This is a genomic window from Protofrankia sp. CiP1_Cm_nod1, from assembly GCF_920888515.1.
In the GTDB taxonomy this organism is placed as follows: Bacteria; Actinomycetota; Actinomycetes; order Frankiales; family Frankiaceae; genus Protofrankia.
The window spans coordinates 16,910-35,544 of the sequence record NZ_CAKKTM010000475.1 but is presented as its reverse complement, the minus strand read 5'-3'; the positions used below and the strand labels follow the sequence as shown (position 1 = coordinate 35,544).

The 18,635-nt window shown below is 71.0% G+C and carries 17 protein-coding genes and 1 pseudogene; 11 read left to right on the top strand and 7 right to left on the bottom strand.

Translation table 11 applies throughout. From position 1 onward, the window contains the following. Positions 1–188 precede the first annotated feature (188 nt). The 6 genes from rpsF (at position 189) to NBX02_RS22615 (ending at position 5,343) form a co-directional block, all read left to right on the top strand. Positions 189–506 (top strand): 30S ribosomal protein S6, encoded by a 318-nt coding sequence (gene rpsF / locus NBX02_RS22640; RefSeq protein ID WP_445548589.1) that lies wholly within the window; start codon positions 189–191, stop codon positions 504–506. A 13-nt stretch (positions 507–519) separates the two neighbouring features. Then, complete coding sequence (locus NBX02_RS22635; RefSeq protein WP_250281515.1) at positions 520–1,077, top strand: single-stranded DNA-binding protein; 558 nt, start codon at positions 520–522, stop codon at positions 1,075–1,077. 97 nt (positions 1,078–1,174) lie between these two features. Next, positions 1,175–1,411 carry a 30S ribosomal protein S18 gene (gene rpsR, locus NBX02_RS22630; protein ID WP_013875613.1) on the top strand — a complete coding sequence of 79 codons (237 nt, stop codon included), beginning with the start codon at positions 1,175–1,177 and terminating at the stop codon, positions 1,409–1,411. Between the two features lie 11 nt (positions 1,412–1,422). Beyond that, the gene (gene rplI / locus NBX02_RS22625) at positions 1,423–1,869 is read left to right on the top strand and encodes a 50S ribosomal protein L9 (RefSeq protein ID WP_250281516.1); all 447 of its coding nucleotides are present in this window, start codon (positions 1,423–1,425) and stop codon (positions 1,867–1,869) included. A 637-nt stretch (positions 1,870–2,506) separates the two neighbouring features. After that, complete coding sequence (dnaB, locus tag NBX02_RS22620; RefSeq protein WP_250281567.1) at positions 2,507–3,874, top strand: replicative DNA helicase; 1,368 nt, start codon at positions 2,507–2,509, stop codon at positions 3,872–3,874. Positions 3,875–4,098: 224 nt separating this feature from the next. Next, a complete protein-coding gene (locus NBX02_RS22615) occupies positions 4,099–5,343 on the top strand; it encodes a DUF4143 domain-containing protein (protein ID WP_250281517.1) in 1,245 nt (414 codons plus the stop codon). A 164-nt stretch (positions 5,344–5,507) separates the two neighbouring features. Here NBX02_RS22615 and NBX02_RS22610 read toward each other — a convergent pair. The 3 genes and pseudogenes from NBX02_RS22610 to NBX02_RS22595 all read right to left on the bottom strand — a co-directional run. Further along, positions 5,508–5,735 (bottom strand): annotated as a pseudogene (locus NBX02_RS22610) (tetratricopeptide repeat protein); the annotation flags it as partial. Positions 5,736–5,804: 69 nt separating this feature from the next. Next, positions 5,805–6,686, bottom strand: a complete 882-nt coding sequence (locus NBX02_RS22600) for a helix-turn-helix domain-containing protein (protein WP_250281519.1) — start codon at positions 6,684–6,686, stop codon at positions 5,805–5,807. Between the two features lie 170 nt (positions 6,687–6,856). After that, positions 6,857–7,060, bottom strand: a complete 204-nt coding sequence (locus NBX02_RS22595) for a hypothetical protein (protein ID WP_250281521.1) — start codon at positions 7,058–7,060, stop codon at positions 6,857–6,859. Positions 7,061–8,160: 1,100 nt separating this feature from the next. Here NBX02_RS22595 and NBX02_RS22590 point away from each other — a divergent pair. The 4 genes from NBX02_RS22590 (at position 8,161) to ilvD (ending at position 11,598) form a co-directional block, all read left to right on the top strand. Further along, a complete protein-coding gene (locus tag NBX02_RS22590) occupies positions 8,161–8,640 on the top strand; it encodes a hypothetical protein (RefSeq protein WP_250281522.1) in 480 nt (159 codons plus the stop codon). Positions 8,641–8,839: 199 nt separating this feature from the next. Continuing rightward, positions 8,840–9,163 carry an antibiotic biosynthesis monooxygenase family protein gene (locus NBX02_RS22585; RefSeq protein ID WP_250281524.1) on the top strand — a complete coding sequence of 108 codons (324 nt, stop codon included), beginning with the start codon at positions 8,840–8,842 and terminating at the stop codon, positions 9,161–9,163. Continuing rightward, entirely contained in the window at positions 9,160–9,600 is a 441-nt protein-coding gene (locus NBX02_RS22580; protein WP_250281527.1) for a hypothetical protein, read from the top strand. Before NBX02_RS22585 ends, NBX02_RS22580 begins: the two co-directional genes overlap by 4 nt. 147 nt (positions 9,601–9,747) lie before the next feature. Beyond that, positions 9,748–11,598: a dihydroxy-acid dehydratase gene (gene ilvD, locus NBX02_RS22575; RefSeq protein ID WP_250281528.1), complete on the top strand. Its 1,851-nt coding sequence runs from the start codon at positions 9,748–9,750 to the stop codon at positions 11,596–11,598. Positions 11,599–11,718: 120 nt separating this feature from the next. Here the strand turns inward: ilvD and egtD are convergent, their stop codons facing one another. The 4 genes from egtD to egtA all read right to left on the bottom strand — a co-directional run bounded on the left by egtD (position 11,719) and on the right by egtA (position 16,891). Next, a complete protein-coding gene (egtD, locus tag NBX02_RS22570) occupies positions 11,719–12,744 on the bottom strand; it encodes an L-histidine N(alpha)-methyltransferase (RefSeq protein WP_250281530.1) in 1,026 nt (341 codons plus the stop codon). A 47-nt stretch (positions 12,745–12,791) separates the two neighbouring features. Then, complete coding sequence (gene egtC, locus NBX02_RS22565) at positions 12,792–13,580, bottom strand: ergothioneine biosynthesis protein EgtC (protein WP_250293068.1); 789 nt, start codon at positions 13,578–13,580, stop codon at positions 12,792–12,794. A 186-nt stretch (positions 13,581–13,766) separates the two neighbouring features. After that, a complete protein-coding gene (gene egtB, locus NBX02_RS22560) occupies positions 13,767–15,347 on the bottom strand; it encodes an ergothioneine biosynthesis protein EgtB (protein WP_250293066.1) in 1,581 nt (526 codons plus the stop codon). After that, positions 15,344–16,891 carry an ergothioneine biosynthesis glutamate--cysteine ligase EgtA gene (egtA, locus tag NBX02_RS22555; RefSeq protein WP_250293063.1) on the bottom strand — a complete coding sequence of 516 codons (1,548 nt, stop codon included), beginning with the start codon at positions 16,889–16,891 and terminating at the stop codon, positions 15,344–15,346. Before egtA ends, egtB begins: the two co-directional genes overlap by 4 nt. 761 nt (positions 16,892–17,652) lie before the next feature. Here egtA and NBX02_RS22550 point away from each other — a divergent pair. Beyond that, positions 17,653–18,444 (top strand): nuclease-related domain-containing protein, encoded by a 792-nt coding sequence (locus NBX02_RS22550; protein ID WP_250281538.1) that lies wholly within the window; start codon positions 17,653–17,655, stop codon positions 18,442–18,444. Positions 18,445–18,635: the final 191 nt, after the last annotated feature.

Genomic DNA, 18,635 nt, shown 5'->3' with positions numbered 1-18,635 from the left:
CGGCGGACGGGCCCGGCCAGCCGGCCCGCGACCGGGCGGGATCGGGCCGGACGGTATCGAGTAGTGTTTGCGACGTTGCCGCTGGTCGGTCCACGCGGGTCCGCTCCGCGTCCGGCCGTGTGCGGCATTGTCCCTCCTGCCACGGAACCCTCCGTGGCCGCCCGAGTCCACAGGAGGTGGGTTCACCCTTGCCACGGCATTACGAACTGATGGTGATCCTCGAGCCGGATCTTGAGGATCGCACGGTGGCGCCGTCCCTCGACCAGTACCTGACCGTCGTCCGCTCCGGCGGCGGCGTGGTGGAGAAGGTCGACGTCTGGGGCCGCCGCCGGCTCGCCTACGAGATCCGCAAGAGTTTCGAGGGCATTTACGCCATTATCGACCTGCACGCCGAGCCGGACGTCGTCGCCGAACTCGACCGTCAACTCGTCCTCAACGAATCGGTGATCCGTACCAAGGTGATCCGGCTGCCCGAGAAGAAGCCGCGGCGGCGGGCCGCGGCCTGAAGGGAGCGGCCCCATGGCCGGTGAGACAGTCATCACGGTGGTCGGGAACCTGACGAACGATCCCGAGCTCCGTTTCACGCCCAACGGCGCGGCCGTCGCCAGCTTCACCGTCGCCTCGACCCCGCGCACCCTCGACCGGGCCACCAACGAGTGGAAGGACGGGGACGCGCTGTTCCTGCGCTGCTCCATCTGGCGGCAGGCCGCCGAGCATGTCGCGGAGTCGTTGCAGAAGGGCGCCCGGGTCATCGTCCAGGGCCGGCTCAAGCAGCGGTCGTTCGAGACCCGCGAGGGCGAGAAGCGGACCGTGGTCGAGCTGGACGTCGACGAGATCGGCCCGTCGCTGCGGTACGCCACCGCCAAGGTCGTCAAGGCCGGTCGTGGCGGTGGCCCTGCCGGCGGCGGATACGGTGGGCAGCCTGGCGGATACGGTGGGCCGCCGGCGTCCGGAGGGCCGCCCGCGGGCGGTGGCTACGGCGGGCCGTCCGGTGGCGGCTCGGGGTACGGCGGCGGGCCTGCCGACGACCCGTGGTCGGCGTCGCCCGGCGGCTACTCCGAGGAGCCCCCGTTCTGATCCGGCCGATCCCCAGCAGCGCCTGACCGGGGCCGAGCCCACCGGCGTCGGGCCGAGGCCCTGACGCCGGGACGAAGCCATGACATAGGAGTGCACGATGGCCAAGGCGGCCGTGCGCAAGCCGAAGAAGAAGGTTTGCGTGTTCTGCAAGGACAAGACCGACTACATCGACTACAAGGACACCTCGCTGCTGCGGAAGTTCATCTCCGACCGTGGCAAGATCCGCGCTCGGCGGGTGACCGGCAACTGCAGCCAGCACCAGCGTGACATCGCGATCGCGGTGAAGAACAGCCGGGAGATGGCCCTGCTGCCCTACACCTCGACGGCCCGCTGAGGAGGATGACGATGAAGCTCATCCTCACCCATGAGGTGCCCGGCCTCGGCAGCCCGGGTGACACGGTCCAGGTCGCTGCGGGGTACGGGCGCAACTACCTCATTCCCCGCCGGTACGCGATCGTGGCCACCCGGGGCGCCGAGAAGCAGATCGAGCAGATCCGTCGGGCCCGGTCGGCCCGGGAGATACGCGATCTCGGGCAGGCGAAGGAGATCGCCGGCCAGCTCGCTACCCTGCCGATCCGGCTGGTCAGCCGGGCGGGCAAGGAGGGCCGGCTGTTCGGTTCGGTGACAGCGGCGGACGTGGTGGCGGCCGTGGCCGCCGCCGGCGGCCCGGACCTGGACCGTCGACGGGTCGAGCTGCCCTCGCCGATCAAGGCGCTCGGGTCCCACACCGTGTCGGTGCATCTGCACCAGGAGGTCGTGGCGACCGTCAAGCTGGACGTCGTCTCCGCCTGATGACCGCCCGCCCGCGGCCGGCGCCCTGACGGGGCGGGCACGGGCAAAGGCCACGCGATGATCTCTGTCGCGTGGCCTTTGCCTTGGGCGCGCACGCTCCTGCTGGGCCGGCCGATGCCGGCGTCGCGGTCACCCGTTGTGCTTCCTGGGCGGCTGACCGTCAGGCGGCTGGACGTCAGGCGGCTGGACGTGCGGAGGCCGGTTCGGGGGTCCGCGTACGATTCGTCGTCGAATTTCTTCCATCCACAGGGGATGGACGGTGATGACGCCCTTCCTGCGCTGATAGCAGCACAGTCGACGCCGGCGCCGACTGGTTGTCCACAGCCCCGACGGGCTTGTCCCAGCGATTTCCCCAGCCTTTCCGGGGTTGTACACAAAGTTATCCACAGAGCCTGTGGATAACTTTTTGGCTGCCGGCCGGGCCCGCTCATACAGTCGACGCCCGGTGGAGTGCTCGACGAGACACCTCTCGAGGATTGACGGGGCCACCACCGTAGGCGAACATATGTTCGACTACGGTGTGGTGTGGAACTGTACCGCGCGGGACGGCACTGCGCGGGACCGTACTGCGCGGGACTGTGACGCGCGGGAGAGGGGCAGGCATGACGGGGGCCACGATCATGACGGGGTCACGGCCATGACGCTGACCGATGTCGACCGCGCCCGGGCCGCTTCCGGCGGGCCGGTCGAGCTCGACCGCACGCCGCCGCATGATCTGGCCGCCGAGCAGAGCGCGCTGGGCGGCATGATGCTGTCGAAGGACGCGATCGCCGACGTCGTCGAGGTGCTCTCCGCGAGCGACTTCTACCGCCCCGCGCACAGCACGGTCTACGGCGTCATCGGCGATCTCTACGGCCGTGGCGAGCCGGCTGACGTGATCAGCGTCGCCGCCGAGCTCGCCCGACGGGACCTGCTCGAGCGCGTCGGCGGGCCGGGCTACCTGCACACCCTCATCTCCAGCGTCCCGACCGCGGCGAACGCCGGCTACTACGCCCGCATCGTCGCGGAGAAGGCTGTTCTGCGCCGTCTCGCCGAGGCGGGCACCCGCATCGTCCAGCTCGCCTACGGCCCCGCCCAGGACGTGGACGAGGTGGTCGACCGCGCGCAGGCCGCCGTCTACGAGGTCACCGAACGCCGCTCGAGTGAGGACTACGCGCCCCTCGGCGACCTGCTCAACCCCGCGCTGGAGGAGATCGAGGCGATCGCGGGGCACGACGGCGCGCTGACCGGCGTCCCCACCGGCTTCAACGATCTCGACGAGCTGACCAACGGTCTCCACGGCGGCCAACTGTGGATCATTGCGGCCAGGCCCGCCGTCGGCAAGAGCACACTCGGGCTGGACCTCGCCCGGTCCGCGTCGATCCGTAACGGCATGACGTCCGTGATCTTCTCGCTGGAGATGAGCCGGATGGAGATCACCATGCGGCTGCTGTCGGCGGAGGCGCGGGTGTCCCTGCAGAACATCCGCACCGGCCGGCTCACCGATGACGACTGGGCCCGCCTGGCCCGCCGGATGGGCGAGGTCGCCGACGCGCCCCTGTTCATCGACGACAGCCCGCACCTGACCATGATGGAGATCCGGGCGAAGGCCCGCCGCCTGAAGCAGCGCAACGGCCTGCGGATGATCGTCCTCGACTACCTCCAGCTGATGTCCTCGCCGAAGCGCACCGAGAGCCGCCAGCAGGAGGTCAGCGAGATATCGCGCTCGCTCAAGCTGCTCGCCAAGGAGCTCGACATCCCGGTGGTGGCGATCTCCCAGCTCAACCGTGCCTCGGAGCAGCGCGCGGACAAACGCCCGCAGATCTCCGACCTGCGCGAGTCCGGCTCCCTGGAGCAGGACGCGGACGCCGTGATCCTGCTGTACCGGGAGGACGCCGTGGAGAAGGAGTCGGCCCGCGCCGGCGAGGCCGACCTGATCGTCGCCAAGCACCGCAACGGCCCGACCGGCACCGTCACCGTCACTTTCCAGGGCCACTACTCCCGCTTCATGGACATGGCCGGCTGACCCGAACAGCCAGCTGACCCGAACAGCGCGACGCTCCACACCACCGATCAGTTCAAGATCTCCAGTCGCCGCTCCACCCTCCCGTATCGACCCGCCCCTACCGGCCTCGCAGGTGATCGACATCAAAACATGCAGGTGATCGGCATCGAAGGACGCAGGTGATCGGCACTGAAGCGTGCAGGTGATCGGCATTCAAGGCTGCGGGAAATCGGTACCCTGAGATCATGGATGCTGCCGGCTACGTCCCGCGGATGGTGGACTCCCTGCTCTCGGAGCTGGTGACGCAGCTACCGGCGTTGCTGATGGTGGGCCCCCGCGCGACCGGCAAGACAACCACCGCGCGTCGGCTGGCCCGCTCCACCGTCCGTCTCGACCGTCCAGTCGAGGCCGCTGCCTTCCGTGCCGATCCGGACACGGCGCTGCGTGCGCTGCCCGAGCCGGTCCTGCTCGATGAATGGCAGGAGGTCCCCGATGTCCTCGGCGCGGTGAAGAGAGCGGTCGACGACGACCCCCGGCCGGGCCGCTTCCTGCTGACCGGCAGCGTCATGGCCGACCTGGAGACCCGGACCTGGCCGGGTACCGGGCGTGTGATCCGGCTGCCCCTCTACGGGCTCACAGTAAGGGAGGCCGATCGGCGCTCGCCCGGGACACTGTTCATCGATCGTCTGGCCACCGCCGAACTCGACGCGCTCACCGTGCCCGCGGACCCGCCAGATCTTCTTGGCTACATCGAGCTCGCCCTACGCGGCGGTTTCCCGGACACCGTCCTTCGCCTGAGCGGTCTGGCCAGGCGCGCCTGGCTGACCGGCTACCTCGACCAGTTGGTCACCCGCGATGCCCAGCACGTCGAGTCCCGCCGCGACCCCGACCGGCTCCGCCGCTATGTCGAGGCCCTCGCGCTCACCACCGCCGCCGTCACGACCGACGAGACCATCGTGCGCGCCGCAAACCTGGACCGGCGGACCGTCGTCGCCTACGAGCGGCTCATGACCAATCTCTTCGTTCTCGACCAGATACCGGCATGGTCCACCCAGCGGCTACAGCGCCTGGTCAAGAGGCCCAAGCGCTACCTCGTGGACTCGTCACTGCTCGGTGCCGCGCTGCGGGCCACGCCACGCGCGGTCCTGCGCGACGGCCACCTGCTCGGGCGCGTCATCGACACGTTCGTCGTCGCGCAGATCCGTCCCGAACTGGCCCTCAGCCCACTGGAGCCCAGGCTCTATCACCTGCGCCAGGAGGACGGCCGTCGCGAGATCGACCTGCTGATCGAGCTCGGCGGCGACCAGGTCATCGCACTGGAGATCAAAGCCACCGCGGCGCCGAGCACGTCCGACGCCCGCCACCTCGTCTGGCTACGCGACCAGCTCGAAGAGCGCTTCGTCGCCGGAGCCGTCCTGCATACCGGCCCCCGCGCGTTCCGCATCGACGACCGCGTCTTCGCCCTGCCGATCAGCACCCTCTGGGGCTGACAGCCACCTCACGGAGAGAACCGGTGCTCGTAGCGGCGCTGTCCGCATCCGCCGGTTGGCTTCCTCCGGTTCGTTGTCCGCGGCAGCGGCGATGCCGGCGGCGGTCGCGGACAGACCAGCGCCACTTCCGTTCGGTGCCAGCCGCGGGGCAAGGTAGTAGTCCATCATCCAGCAGCCGATTCCTGGTGGATCCACCATTGGAGGGCTTCCTCGGCGCCGAGGGTGTCGCGGTGACGAGGGCCGAGGATCCGGCGGCGTCTGGCCAGAATGTCCTCGCCAAGGGCGCGGGCATCCTGATATCGGCCGAGTCTGCCCAGATAGACGACGAGGTTGTAGGCCGAGGTGAGGCTGTCGGGGTGGTCGGGCCCGAGGACACGACGGCGTCGGGTAAGTGGGCTTCGCCCAGCACGGCCTTGCCACCGGGCTCGCGGCGGTTGCCCTGCCGGGCCCGGGGCGTGTGGTCAGCGTTGTTCGGAGAGGATCTGGTCGATGTAGGCGCGGCGGTGGCGGTCGAGGATCGGGTTGATGTCGGTGGTCGCCTTGCTCTCGAGCTCAGCGAAGATCCGGAGAAGAACCCGGACGGTTTCGGGCTTCTTGTGCGACACCACGGACAGTATCGCCTCGGTGAGCGCGCGGTTCTCGTCCAGTATTTCTATGCTGCTGGACGGCGGCACCACGAGCTCGGTCCCGTTGGGGACCAGAGCGATGGTGATGTTCGGCCGGCTGTCCGCGAGATCCCGGATGCGGTCGATTTGGGCGATCATGGCCGCGGGTGCCGCCACCGGATAGGCGAGTACCGACTCCAGCAGCACGAAGTAGAAGGTCCGCCGTTCGTCGTAGAGGATTCGCTGCCGTTCCATCCGCAGGGCGACCGCCTGGGCGCCCTCGGCGAGGTAGTCGATGTCGAACAGCTCGCAGAAACGCAGGATGATCGCCTGTGCGTACTCGCTCGTCTGCAACAGGCCGGGCACGAGGGTCGGCTGGAAGAAGCGGACGACCTGGGCGGCGGACTCGTGCTCAAGGTACTGGGGCTGGAAGCGGCCGATGTAGGGGCTGGGGTCGATGACCGGGTCCGCGCCGGACACAAGGCGTTCGGCGGCCTGCCGGAACTGCGACACCACAGGCTCCGGCTCGTTGAGGGCACGCACGATTGCCTCGACGTCGTCAGGGCCGGGTGTGACCGCGCCGGTCTCTATCCGGGAGATTTTGGACTGGCTCATCCCGGTCCGGCCGGCGAGCTCCTGGCCGCTGAGCCGGTGCCGGTGCCGCAGGGCCGCGAGTTCGGCTCCCAGCTGCGCCCCGGCCGCTCGGCCTGACGCGTCGTCGTCCGGGAGGTTCCTCATGCCATACCCTTCCGAGTTGGTCCGGAGATCCGAGCGGCCCAGCTCCCTGGCTGGCCGGAATGACAGCGGCGCGGTGACGGGTGATGTTCGCGCCGCCGCGGCGGCTCGTGCGCGGGTTCGTCGTGTGCGGGGTTCCTTCAGGCCGTGTGGGTGAGCTGGCCGGGGGCCGGTCAGGCCTGGAGCGCCTGGGCGGCCTGGCGCAGGAGCGCGACCGGGATGCGGACCATGGACTCGCCGTCCGGCATGTTGTGACCGGAGTTGACCACGTATCCCTGTACCAGGACGGTATCGGGGCCCTCCTGGTAGACGGTTGGACAACTTCCCGAATAGTCGCAGGATGTAGCAATGACTATACCTGGCGTGCTGGTGCTCACGGTGGCTCCTGGTCGCGATGAAGGGCAGGGCGGAACGGCCCGGTGTCCGGCGGGTCATGGTCGGCGCGATCGTGTTTTCGCGCCGGGGCTGCGGGAACAGAGCCCGCAAGGCCCGCGGGGCCGGGCTCCCGACTCCCGGGGTCGCGGAGGCCCTACTCATCTTCCTCCGGACGCCGGCGGGTCGTCTATGCTCGTCGAGTCGTCGGCTATGCGGGTGGGCTGGCCGACTGGAGCATCGACGAATGGCTCGCCTCTTGTGGGGGCTGACCAGCATCCTAGCCGGCCTGCTGGGCTGCTTGCCCGACTGGGCTCCGGTCCGGGAGCGGGCGCGTGGGAGCGGCGAATCATCAAGATCATTTATCCATCCGCCCTTGTGGGTGGGTGGATTATGAATTGTTCGATCTTCATGAATAGTTCTTGCGTTACCACAGTTTGGTCTGCATAGTGGAGGCATCTCGCCGCAGCGAGGCGGCCCCTCCTTCTCAGGGATGTGGCGCTATGAGGCAGAGTCCGCGAACCGCGAGACCGATGCCCTGGCCTGATCAGGTGTCGGTTCGCGGGTTCATCCGAGGGCCGCCGGGCGCTGGGCCACTCCTGATTATGCGTATGGCATGAGGACGCTCCGGCGCGTCCCGGTGGGCGGATTCACCTGATCTCAGGGGTGGGCCGCTCTTCGTCGTCTCCGGGCTTTCCAGGCCCTCGGGCGGGCGGGGTGAACCATACTCGCGCGCTCTTCGGCCAGCGCCCGCGCGGACCGGGGCGGCGGTCCATGCGATCCCGGATCCCGCGGCCGCGCAAGACGATTCCTGAGAGTCCTGAGATTCCTGAGAGACACGGGAGAGATGTGGAAAGGTAGCAATGAGCATCTATTCGGAAACAACGACCATGTCGGGCAGCTCGCCCGGCGCGGTCGGCGGGAGGGTGTTGGCGCACCCGCCCGCCGAACCGGACCAGTCTGACCCGCACCCCGGTTGGCCCCGGTGGGAGAACGGACCGTCCTCGACAATAGTCCTTCTCCCGCGTCCGCTGTTCCAGACAGGTAACCGCTTGGTATCCAGCTTCCGGATCCACGTTGTCGACCAGCCCCGGCGGGAGGAGCGATGACCACCCAGGTGTCCGCCGCGGCAGTGGCGCTGGCGGACGGCAGCCAGTCGATCACACTACCGTCCACGAACGCGATGATCATGATTGGCGTAGTGCTCAGCGGGATCGCGCTCGTCAGCGGCCGGCTGCTGGTCGCGGCCGTCCTCGCGGTCGTGACGGTGGGTATCGCAGGCCTTGCCTCCATCGCCGCCACGGTGTCCGGGCCGGACGATGTCACGCGGAGCGTGACAGCCAGCATCGCCATGCTGGTCGGCCCGCGGCTGCTACGGGGCAGCGCGGCGCTGGTTCCAGCAGGTGACAAGCGTCGGCCCGGCTGGCGCCGGCTCCGCCGGCAGCGGCCGGATTCGGTGCCGGCCGGACAGCCCGCCCACCCCGCCGAGGAGAACTCCGGCCACTCGCGGGAGAACTCCGGCCACCCGCGGGAGAACTCCGGCCATCCCAGGGGGGAAAAGCAGGTCGTGAGAAAGGATGCCTGAACATAGAAGCGGCTCTCCTTTCCGTCCGGGGCCGGGCAGGGCCTGGCCCCGGACGGAAAGCGTGGGCGGGGGACGGCGGGCTACCCGCCCGCGCCTTCCGTCCGCGTCTTTTCTGTTTTCCGGGGATCGGGCGACCGGGCGACCGGGATTCGGGCGACCGGAGCGCTCGGGCCGGACCCGCGCATGCCAGACTTGGGCCATGACCGCTGCCGAGGACGGCGCCCAGGGCTCGCCGGTGCTGGAAGTCGCCCGTTTCGACGTCGTGCCCGGCCAGGAGGAGGCGTTCGCCGACGCCTACCGCCGCGTCGTTACCGAGATCACCACCTGCCCCGGCTGCCGGTCGGCGCGGCTGGCCCGCGGGGTGGAGACGCCGTCCCGGTTCGTCCTGTTCGTCGAATGGGAGAACCTGGACGCGCACCTGGTGACCTTCCGCACCTCCGACCGGTTCACCCGTTGGCGGGCGGCGCTGGGTCCCTTCTTCGCGCAGCCGCCGAGCGTGGAGCACGTGACCGAGCTGTCGTGAGCACCTTCGCCAGCTATTTCTTCTTCGCGCCGGTGTTCGCGGTCGTCTTCGGCTTTCTGGGCTGGATGGTCCCGGCGCTGCTCTTCCGTGGCGCGGTCGCGCGCCGCCGGGTCGGCGTCCAGACCCTTTTCCGGACGGGATACGCGATCATCACCGTCGTCAGCCTGTTCCTGCTCGTGCTCGGGACGCGGACGAGCCAGCGGGTCCAGCACTCCGACGGGACCGTCGGGTACGTGACCGGCCCTCGCGACCACGATGTGGCCCCGCTGCTGGGCACGGCCGCGTCCTTCGTGGTCGTGTGGCTGGTCCAGCGCCAGTGGCGGCGGTGGCGGCTGCGCCATGGCGGCCCCGGTGGCCCCGGCCGCTTCGGCGGGCTGGGCGGCCGGTGGTGGCCGCGCCGCGGTGGCCCGCGCGGCTTCGAACACGACGAGCGTTAGGCTTGAAGTGGACGGGTGGGGCCCGGCAGGCGGGTTCCGGCGGCTTTCGAGCGGCTTGATGCCTGGCACCTGATGCCCGGTACGGGTGTGCCCGCGGCCCCGGCGTGACCCACGTCCGCGCCGATCGATCGCCGTGAGGACTGCCCGATGCCTGTTCTGCGTTCCCGTACCACCACCCACGGTCGCAACATGGCCGGTGCCCGCGCGCTGTGGCGCGCCACCGGCATGACCGACAGCGACTTCGGCAAGCCGATCGTGGCGATCGCGAACAGCTTCACCGAGTTCGTGCCCGGCCACGTGCACCTGCGCGACCTCGGCCGGATCGTGTCGGACGCGGTCGCCGAGGCCGGCGGCGTGGGCCGGGAGTTCCACACGATCGCGGTCGACGACGGTATCGCCATGGGCCACGGCGGCATGCTCTACTCGCTGCCGTCCCGCGAGATCATCGCCGACAGCGTCGAGTACATGGTGAACGCGCACTGCGCGGACGCGCTCGTCTGCATCTCGAACTGCGACAAGATCACTCCTGGGATGCTGCTGGCCGCCCTGCGGCTGAACATCCCGGCCGTGTTCGTCTCCGGCGGGGCGATGGAGTCCGGCCGGGCGGTCGTCAGCGGCGGGGTGGTCCGCTCGGGGCTGGACCTCATCTCCGCGATCGCGGCCTCCGTCGACCCCGCGGTCGGGGACGCCGAGCTGGACGCGGTGGAACGCTCCGCCTGCCCCACCTGCGGGTCCTGCTCCGGGATGTTCACCGCGAACTCGATGAACTGCCTGACCGAGGCGCTCGGGCTCGCGCTGCCCGGCAACGGCTCCACGCTCGCCACCTCCGCGGCCCGCCGTGACCTGTTCGTCCGCGCCGGGCGCACGGTGGTGGATCTCGCGAAGCGCTGGTACGACAAGGACGACGACACGGTGCTGCCGCGCTCGATCGCGAGCGCCTCGGCCTTCCGCAACGCCTTCGCCGTGGACGTGGCCATGGGTGGCTCGACCAACACCGTGCTGCACCTGCTGGCCGCCGCGGCCGAGGCCGGGGTGGCGGTCACCCTCGACGACATCGACGAGATCTCCCGCACGGTGCCGTGCCTGTGCAAGGTGGCGCCGAGCTCGGACTACCACATGGAGGACGTCCACCGCGCCGGTGGCATCCCGGCCATCCTCGGCGAGCTCGACCGGGCCGGCCTGCTGCGCCACGACGTCCACTCGGTGCACGCCGCGAGCCTGGCGGAGTTCCTCACCCACTGGGACGTCCGCCGGCCGGGCCCGGCACCGGAGGCGGTGGAGCTCTTCCACGCCGCCCCGGGCGGCGTGCGCACGATCGAGCCGTTCTCGTCCACGGCCCGCTGGGAGTCGCTGGACACCGACGCCGCCGCCGGCTGCATCCGCGACGTCGCGCACGCCTATTCCGCCGACGGCGGCCTGGCGGTGCTGCGCGGGTCACTGGCGCCGGACGGCGCCGTGCTCAAGACCGCCGGGGTGGAAGCCGGCCGGCTGACCTTCCGCGGCCCCGCCCTGGTGCTGGAGAGCCAGGAGGAGGCGGTGGAGGCGATCCTGTCGAAGCGGGTCACTCCCGGTGACGTGCTGATCATCCGCTACGAGGGCCCGCGCGGCGGCCCCGGCATGCAGGAGATGCTGTACCCGACGGCCTTCCTCAAGGCCCGCGGGCTCGGCCCGCGGTGCGCGCTGGTCACCGACGGCCGGTTCTCCGGCGGCTCGGCGGGCCTGTCCATCGGCCACGTCTCGCCCGAGGCCGCGCACGGCGGCGCGATCGCGCTCGTCCGCGACGGTGACATCATCGAGATCGACATCCCGGCCCGCCGGCTGGACCTGCTGGTGGACGCCGACGAGCTCGCCGCGCGGCGGGCCGAGGTGGAGGCCGCCGGCGGCTACCGGCCGAAGGAGCGCCAGCGCCCGGTGTCGGCGGCGCTGCGGGCCTACGCGGCGATGGCGACCTCGGCGTCCACCGGTGGCGCCCGCGACGTCTCCCTGGCCGGCGGCTGACCGGGGCTCGCCGCCTGGTCAGCGGGTCCGGCTCGTCGGCCGGGCCCTGCCTGCCGGGCCCGGCCCGCCGAGCCCGGCAGGCGCTGGTCCTTGCCTGCCGGGCCCTGCCGGCCGGAGTTGTCAGGCGGGGACGGCGAGAGCGAGCCCGAAGTCACCGGCGGGGTCGGTCCACCAGCGGACCATGGCCAGGCCCGCCGCGGCGGCCTCGGTGGCCAGGCCGTCCCGGGTGAACTTGGCGCTGATCTCGGTGCGCATCTGCTCGTCCTCGGCGAAGGACACCGACAGGCCCAGCGCGCCGACACGGACCCGCTGGTCGCGGACGGAGCGCAGGCGCATCTCGATCCAGGAGTTCGCCGCGTCCCACCGGGCCACATGGGCGAACCCGCGCGGGTCGAAGTCGGCGTCGAGTTCGTGATTGATGACCGACAGGACGTTGCGGTTGAACGCGGCCGTGACGCCGGCGCTGTCGTCGTAGGCGGCCACCAGCCGGGCTGGATCCTTGACCAGGTCGCAGCCCAGCAGCAGCATGTCGTCACTTTTCAGGTGGGCACGCATGCTGGTGAGGAATGTGTGCCGGGCCGCGGGCGCGAGATTGCCGATCGTCCCGCCGAGAAACGCGACCAGGCGGCGGCTGGCGTCGGGCAGCAGGTGGAGATGACGTTCGAAATCGCCGACGATCGCGTGCACGCTCACCGCCGGGTATTCCTGCCGGATCGCGGCCGCGGCCTGGGAGAGCACGGAGTCGTCCACGTCGAACGGGACGAACCCGCGCAGGTAGCCGCCGCGCTGGAGGGCGTCGAGCAGCAGGCGGGTCTTGGCGGAGGTCCCGGAGCCGAGCTCGACGAGGGTGTCCGCCCGTGACATCACGGCGATCTCGCGGACGTGGCTGGCCAGAATCGCCCGTTCGGCCCGGGTGGGATAGTACTCGGGCAACCGGGTGATGGCGTCGAAGAGCATGCTCCCGTTGGCATCGTAGAACCACTTGGGTGGTAGTTCCTTCGGATTCGACGTGAGCCCGGTGCCGACGTCCCTGGTCAGTGCCGTGGTCCGGTCGGACGCGGTGAGATGCCGATCGAAGACGATTTTCGGGTCGAGATCGCCCCTGGCGGAACCGACATTGGTGAGACCGGTGCTGGACGCTGTCATGAGCTGTAACCTCCGGGAGCGTTAATGCAACCGAGAGTAGCTGAATCTCAGGTCAAATTACTGACGATGACATTGCGTGTGTCAGCTACGAGCAATTGATGATCATCGAGATCGATCCATCCGTCTCCGTCATCGCTGGGTTCGCTGGCCACCTCGACTCCGCCGCCGGACTCCATATCGCTCTCTGTGCTGGCCTCGATGCCGATTCCGGTGTTCTCGCGGCCGGACACGCGGTACGACAGGGTTTCACCCCAGGTTGTCGCCACTATTTGCGATCCGTCGGTTACCAAAAGATTGAGACGGGCCGCGCCGTCCCTCCTGCCCGCCGCGACGACGACCTCCGCGACGGCGTCCGCGAGACGCGCGCCCGCGGCCAGCCGCTGCCACACCACGGCCGCCAGCAGCGCGGAGTCACAGCGCGAGTCGGGCACCGGCGCTCCCCGCGCGCCCCGCAGCAGGCCCAGCGGCACCGTGAGATCCACCCGTCCGTTGTGGCTGAGCAGGTACCGCCCATCGGTGTACGGCGCGGTCGCGGTCTCCTCGACGGGCATGCCGACGGTGGCGTTGCGGACCGCGGCCAGCACGCAGCCCGAACTGATCACGCCGGCGAGGGACGCGAACGAGGCGTCGGTCCAGATCGGGACGGCGCGGCGGTAGCGGGCCGGCTCCGTGCGAATCTCAGGGGCGTACCATCCGGCGCCGAAGCCGTCGGCGTTGATCCGGCCGTGCAGCATCCGCCGCGGCTCCCAGGCCTGGCGCAGTAGGCCGTGCGGAGGATCATGCAGGAGCGAGGCCAGTGTCCGTGGTGTCCCCAGCCACGCCGTGTGACGACACAACCGGAATCATCCTTCTTCCCTCGGTATCGGGCTCTTTGCTCGTCATCGTCGGTGACCAGCTTCGATGGTTAGCTTCGATGGCCGGGTTCGGTAGCCGGGTTCGATGACCGGATCTGGTGGCCAGGGTGCGCGGGAGGCGCGGCCGCACCTCCCGCGGCCTGCTGGCTTCCGCGGTGGCGCGGTTTGTCAGGCGTCGCGCGCGAGCCGGAAGCCGGCGAAGATCTGCCGGCGGATCGGGTGGTCCCAGTTACGGAAAGTAGCCCTAGCGGTGCTGTGATGCGTCGCCCAGGAGCCACCGCGCAGCACCTTGAACCCGGCGTACTCGGTGACATCGACCGCCCCGACCGCCCCAGCGGCACCGTTCGCCCCGGCGTGCCCGGCCGCCCCGGCGGGCGGCTCTTCGCCGGCGCCGGCCGCGGGTGGGAAGAACACCTCGCTGTACTCGCGGTAGGGGAACGACCGGAAACCCGGGTAGCCCACGAAATCCCCGGCCGTCCACTCCCACACGTCACCGATCATCTGCTCGACGCCGTACGCGCTCGCGCCGGCCGGGTACGCCCCCAGCGGTGCGGGGCGGGTGGCCGCCTGGCCCAGGTTGGCCCGCCGCGGCGTCGGCTCGCTGTCCCCCCAGGGAAAACGTCGCGAACGCCCGGTGACGGGATCGTGCGCGCACGCCTTCTCCCACTCGGCCTCGGTGGGCAGCCGCCGGCCCGCCCAGCGCGCGTGCGCCTGCGCCTCGTACCAGCAGACATGCTGGACGGGCTCGTCCATCGGGACCGGCTCGTCCCGGCCGAACCGGCGGTGGATCCAGGTGCCGCCCTCGCGGCGCCAGAACTGTGGGGCGGTCAGGCCCGCCCGGCACCGCCACGCCCAGCCGGCGGCCGGCCACAGGCGTTCGTCGTGATAGCCACCGTCCTCGATGAACGCCGCGTGCGCGGCGTTGGAGACCGGCAGTGTGCCGATGAAGAACGCCGGTACGTACACCCGGTGAGCGGGGCGTTCGTTGTCGTACGCCCAGGACGTGCCGGCGGTGTCGCCGTCGGTGCCCATCGTGAACTCGCCGGCCGGTATCAGGACCTCCGCCGCGGGCACCGGCCGGCCGGGCGGCAGCGTGGCCCGGTCACCGATGACCGGGGCACCCGCGCGGAGCTGGTGGGTGGCGAGCATCGTCTCGTCGTGCTGGTGCTCGTGCTGGACCACCAGCCCGTAGACGAACCCGCCGGCCAGCAGCGCCGCGCGTGAGCCCGGCCCGGGCGCGCCGACCATGTCGGCCATCCGCGGGGACGGCCCGCCGTCGCTGGCCATCCAGGTGGCCGGTGTCAGCAGCGCGTCCGGGCCGAGCCGCGCCAGGACGTCCAGTACGGCGCCGCGCACCTCGTCGAGGTAGGACCTGGCCTGCGCCGGGCCGAGCAGCGGCAGAGCCGGCCGGTCCGCCCGGGGGTGGCGGAACGCGTCGTAGATGTCGTCGATGCCCGGCCGCAGCGGCCGGCTGCCCGCGACCGCCCGCAGCAGCCACGACTCCTCGTAGTTGCCGATGTGGGCGAGGTCCCAGACCAGTGGTGACATCAGTGGCGAGTGCTGGCGCCGCAGGTCGTCGTCGCCGAGATCGGTGTAGGCGAGGCTGCGGGCCCGGCTGTCCGCGAGCGCCCGGACGATCCCGTCGATGGTCGGCTGGGTGGTCGGCTGGGTGGTCGGCCGGGTGGTCGGCTGAGCGGTCGGCCGGATGGTCGATGGGGTGGCCAGCTCGGTGACCAACTGGATGGTCATCGAGCTGCCGCCTGTGGCCGGATGCTCGCACGCTCGTGGCCGGCGCCAGCGCTGCCCCCGAGGACGGCGCCGGTGCCGGTCCCGGCGTTGGCCCCGGCGTCGATCTCGGCCTGGAGCAGGCCCAGCGGGCCGCCGGCCGGCAGCCGGTCGAGGAGATCGTCGGCGGGGCAGCGGCCCGGCTCGGCGTAGGTCTCGAGATAGGTGTCGACGGCGGCGAGCAGGGCGCCGTCGACACCCAGGCGTCCCAGCGCGTCCCGGGCCGCGCCCGCGCACCGCCGCGCCGCCCGGTGCAGCATGTCGTCACGCAGCCCCAGCGTGGCCGCGGTCAGCCAGCGGCCGGCCACGGGCTCGCACGCGTCGGCCGCCGTGTCCGCGGCGCGGGGGTCGTCGAGCAGGGCGGTGGTCACCGCGACCGCCACCGGCCAGTTGCCGGCCGGTGCCGCGTCGAGGTAGCGCAGTTCCAGCCAGCCGCGCGGACGTACCGGCGGGAACACCGTGGTCGCGTGATAGCGCAGGTCCGCGACTGTCGGTGGCCGCGCCACCGGGCCGGCGCCGGCCACCCAGTCGGCGAACGTCGACCCGTCCTGGGCGAGCCGGAAGTCACCGTCGGGCAGCCGCACCAGCATGATCCTGGCCGCCAGCAGGTAGTCCGCCCAGGCCGTCGCCGGATCCGGCCGGTGGGGGGCGGCCACCGGGGAGGTCCGGCTCGGGTCGATGTCCGCCCACAGCGACTGCCGGGTGGAACGCCACCCGGTCGCCGTCCCGCCCAGCACCGGGGAGGCGGCGAACATGGCCACCAGCACCGGCCCGAGGGCGTGCGCCAGCTCGAAGCGCCGGCCCCACTGCGCCGGGCTGCCCGCGTCCAGGTTGACCTGGACGGACGCGGTCGAGCACATCATCGCCTCGCCGGCCCGGCCGCCGTCCGTCCGCCGGAAGTACCGCTGCATGGCCACGTAGCGGGGGGCGTGCAACAGGCGGCGCGGTGGCCGCAGCGGATCGGTGCCCATCGCGGCCAGGGCGAGCCCGGCGTCGGCGAGCATGGCGCGCACCGCGGTGAGATCGGCGGCGGTCCGCGCCAGCGCGTCCGGCAGCGGCAGGGGCGGGGCGGACAGTTCGAGCTGGCCGCCGGGCTCGAAGGTGATCCGGGTCCCCCCGGGCAGGAACAGATCGTCCACCGGCTCCGGGAAGGTCCGGGGGGACGCTTTCTCTCCCTGCCGCGGTCCTTCCGGTGACAGCCCTTCCGGTGACGGGTCGCCGGTGAGCGCCGCCAGCGTGCGGCCGGGGGGCACCGGCAGTGCCGGGGAGGCGATGTCGACGACGAACCACTCGGTCTCGATACCGACGCTGCCGGCAGGCTGATCGGTCAGGCAGGTCAGGTGCGCGTAACGGTGGACGTCCTCCGGTGAACGGATCTCGTCGTCGGCGCGGAGCCCGCCGTCATGCTGGTTCCTGTCGTCGGTGCGGATCTTGCCGTTGGTACAACAAGGGCCGGTACAACAGGGATCGGGGCCGGGTGCTGGCATGGCTGCCGGTGTCCGTTTCATGAACCCTCCAGGTCCGGACCGGCCAGGGTCGCTGGCCGCGGGTCGAGGTACGGGCCGATGGCGGTCGGTGCGGGTCAGGTGGCTCCGTTCCGCCGCGTCGTGGACTTTCCGGCCCTTTGACCAGACCTTCACAGCAGGGTGTTGCCCGGTAGTTACCGATGCGCGAACGATGTGGCGCACATCGAAGGGCCGCTGTCGGATTGTGCCCATCACCCGACCCCCCTCACACCGGAAAGTTCGGTCATCGTCCGGAGTCTGATGGGAGGCGTGTGCGGCGTCCAGGCTGGGCGACGTCGGCTCCGGGCACCCTTTCAGGCTGTGTGGCGCCCGGAGCGGGCGCCCTTTCGGGCTCTGTGGCGCCCGGCCTGGGCACCGTTGGGTCAGGGTGTAAGTATGTGTCATGTTGGACGACTGTTGCGATTTTTATGAAATGGTGGCCGTCGCATAGTTGGTTTGCTGTGGCGTTCGGTGACCGTGTCGCGGCACACTCGGTGATGGTCAATGTGCGACGCGCATGGGGCAGGCGCAGCCGCATGCGGTCGTACGGGGCCGGACCGAGGACGGACCGAGGACGGAGCACGTTCCGCGCCGGCCCGTGCGTCAACGGTGGAGGTGACGGATCCCGCGCCATGCGGGTCCCGAACCATGCCAGCTCCCGCGTCACGCGGGCCAGGCCGGCGCGACGGAGCGGCGGGAAACAGGGCGACCGGAAGGCGGTGACGACCGGGATGCCGGAAAGGCAGTGGCCAGGACGGTCGGCCATGGCGGAGTACCTGCGCCGCAGGGAGCTGTACATGGCCGAACGTAAGGACCGCCTGACACGAGCGGCCGTCACCGCGGCTGTGGCCGCCGCGCTGGCCGCGGCCGCCGTCGGCGTGCTCGGTGCCATGGCGGGCCTGTCCGTGCTGGTCGTGCTGCAGATGGTCCTCGGGGCCGTCCTGGTCGTCCTCGTCGCCGCCGCGGCGCGCTTCCTGCGTTCCCCGTCGGAGATCGAGTCTTGGCGGCACGACGCCGAGGCCGAGCGCCGCACGGCCCGCGCCCTCGACCGCCTCGTCCGGGCCGGCTACACGGTCCTGCACGACCGCGCGCTCGCGGACTCCGCCGGCAACGTCGACCATCTGGTGATCGGCCCGTCCGGGGCGTGGGTCGTCGAGACGGATGCCCACCGCGGGCCGCTGCGCCAGAACCGGGCCGGGCTGTGGGCCGGCAAGGTGCCGTTGCGCGCCATGCTCGGCCTGGTCGCGTGGATGAGCGAGGAGGTCACCGGCCACCTGGTGGCCGATCTTCCGGACGGCTGGCAGCTGCAGGCCCAGCCGGTGGTCGCGTTCTCCCGTGCCGAGCTGCCGCACGGGCTCGCCCTGCTCGACGGTGTGGTGCTGCTGCCGGCGGCCGGGGTCGCCGACTACATCCTCACCGCCGGTGTCGTACTGAAGCCCCTGGACGTCGCCATTCTGGTGGACGTCGCCGAGCGGGCCTTCCCGCCGTATCCGGTGGACGGGCCGGCTCCGACCTGGCCGGCGATGTCCAGGCTGCGGGGGATACTGGGCCGCTGACGGGCCCTGCGGGACACCGGGCCGGCTGATGCTCCTACAGGGATACCGGGGCCGGCACGGGGCCCCTATGGGAATACCGGGGCGGCACTGCCCCACGGGGATACCGGGCCGCTGACGCCGGTCCTTTGGTCCTTCGGCCGGCCCTTGCGCACCGTGGGCCCCGCCGCTGTCGGGCACAGTGGTGCGTGGAC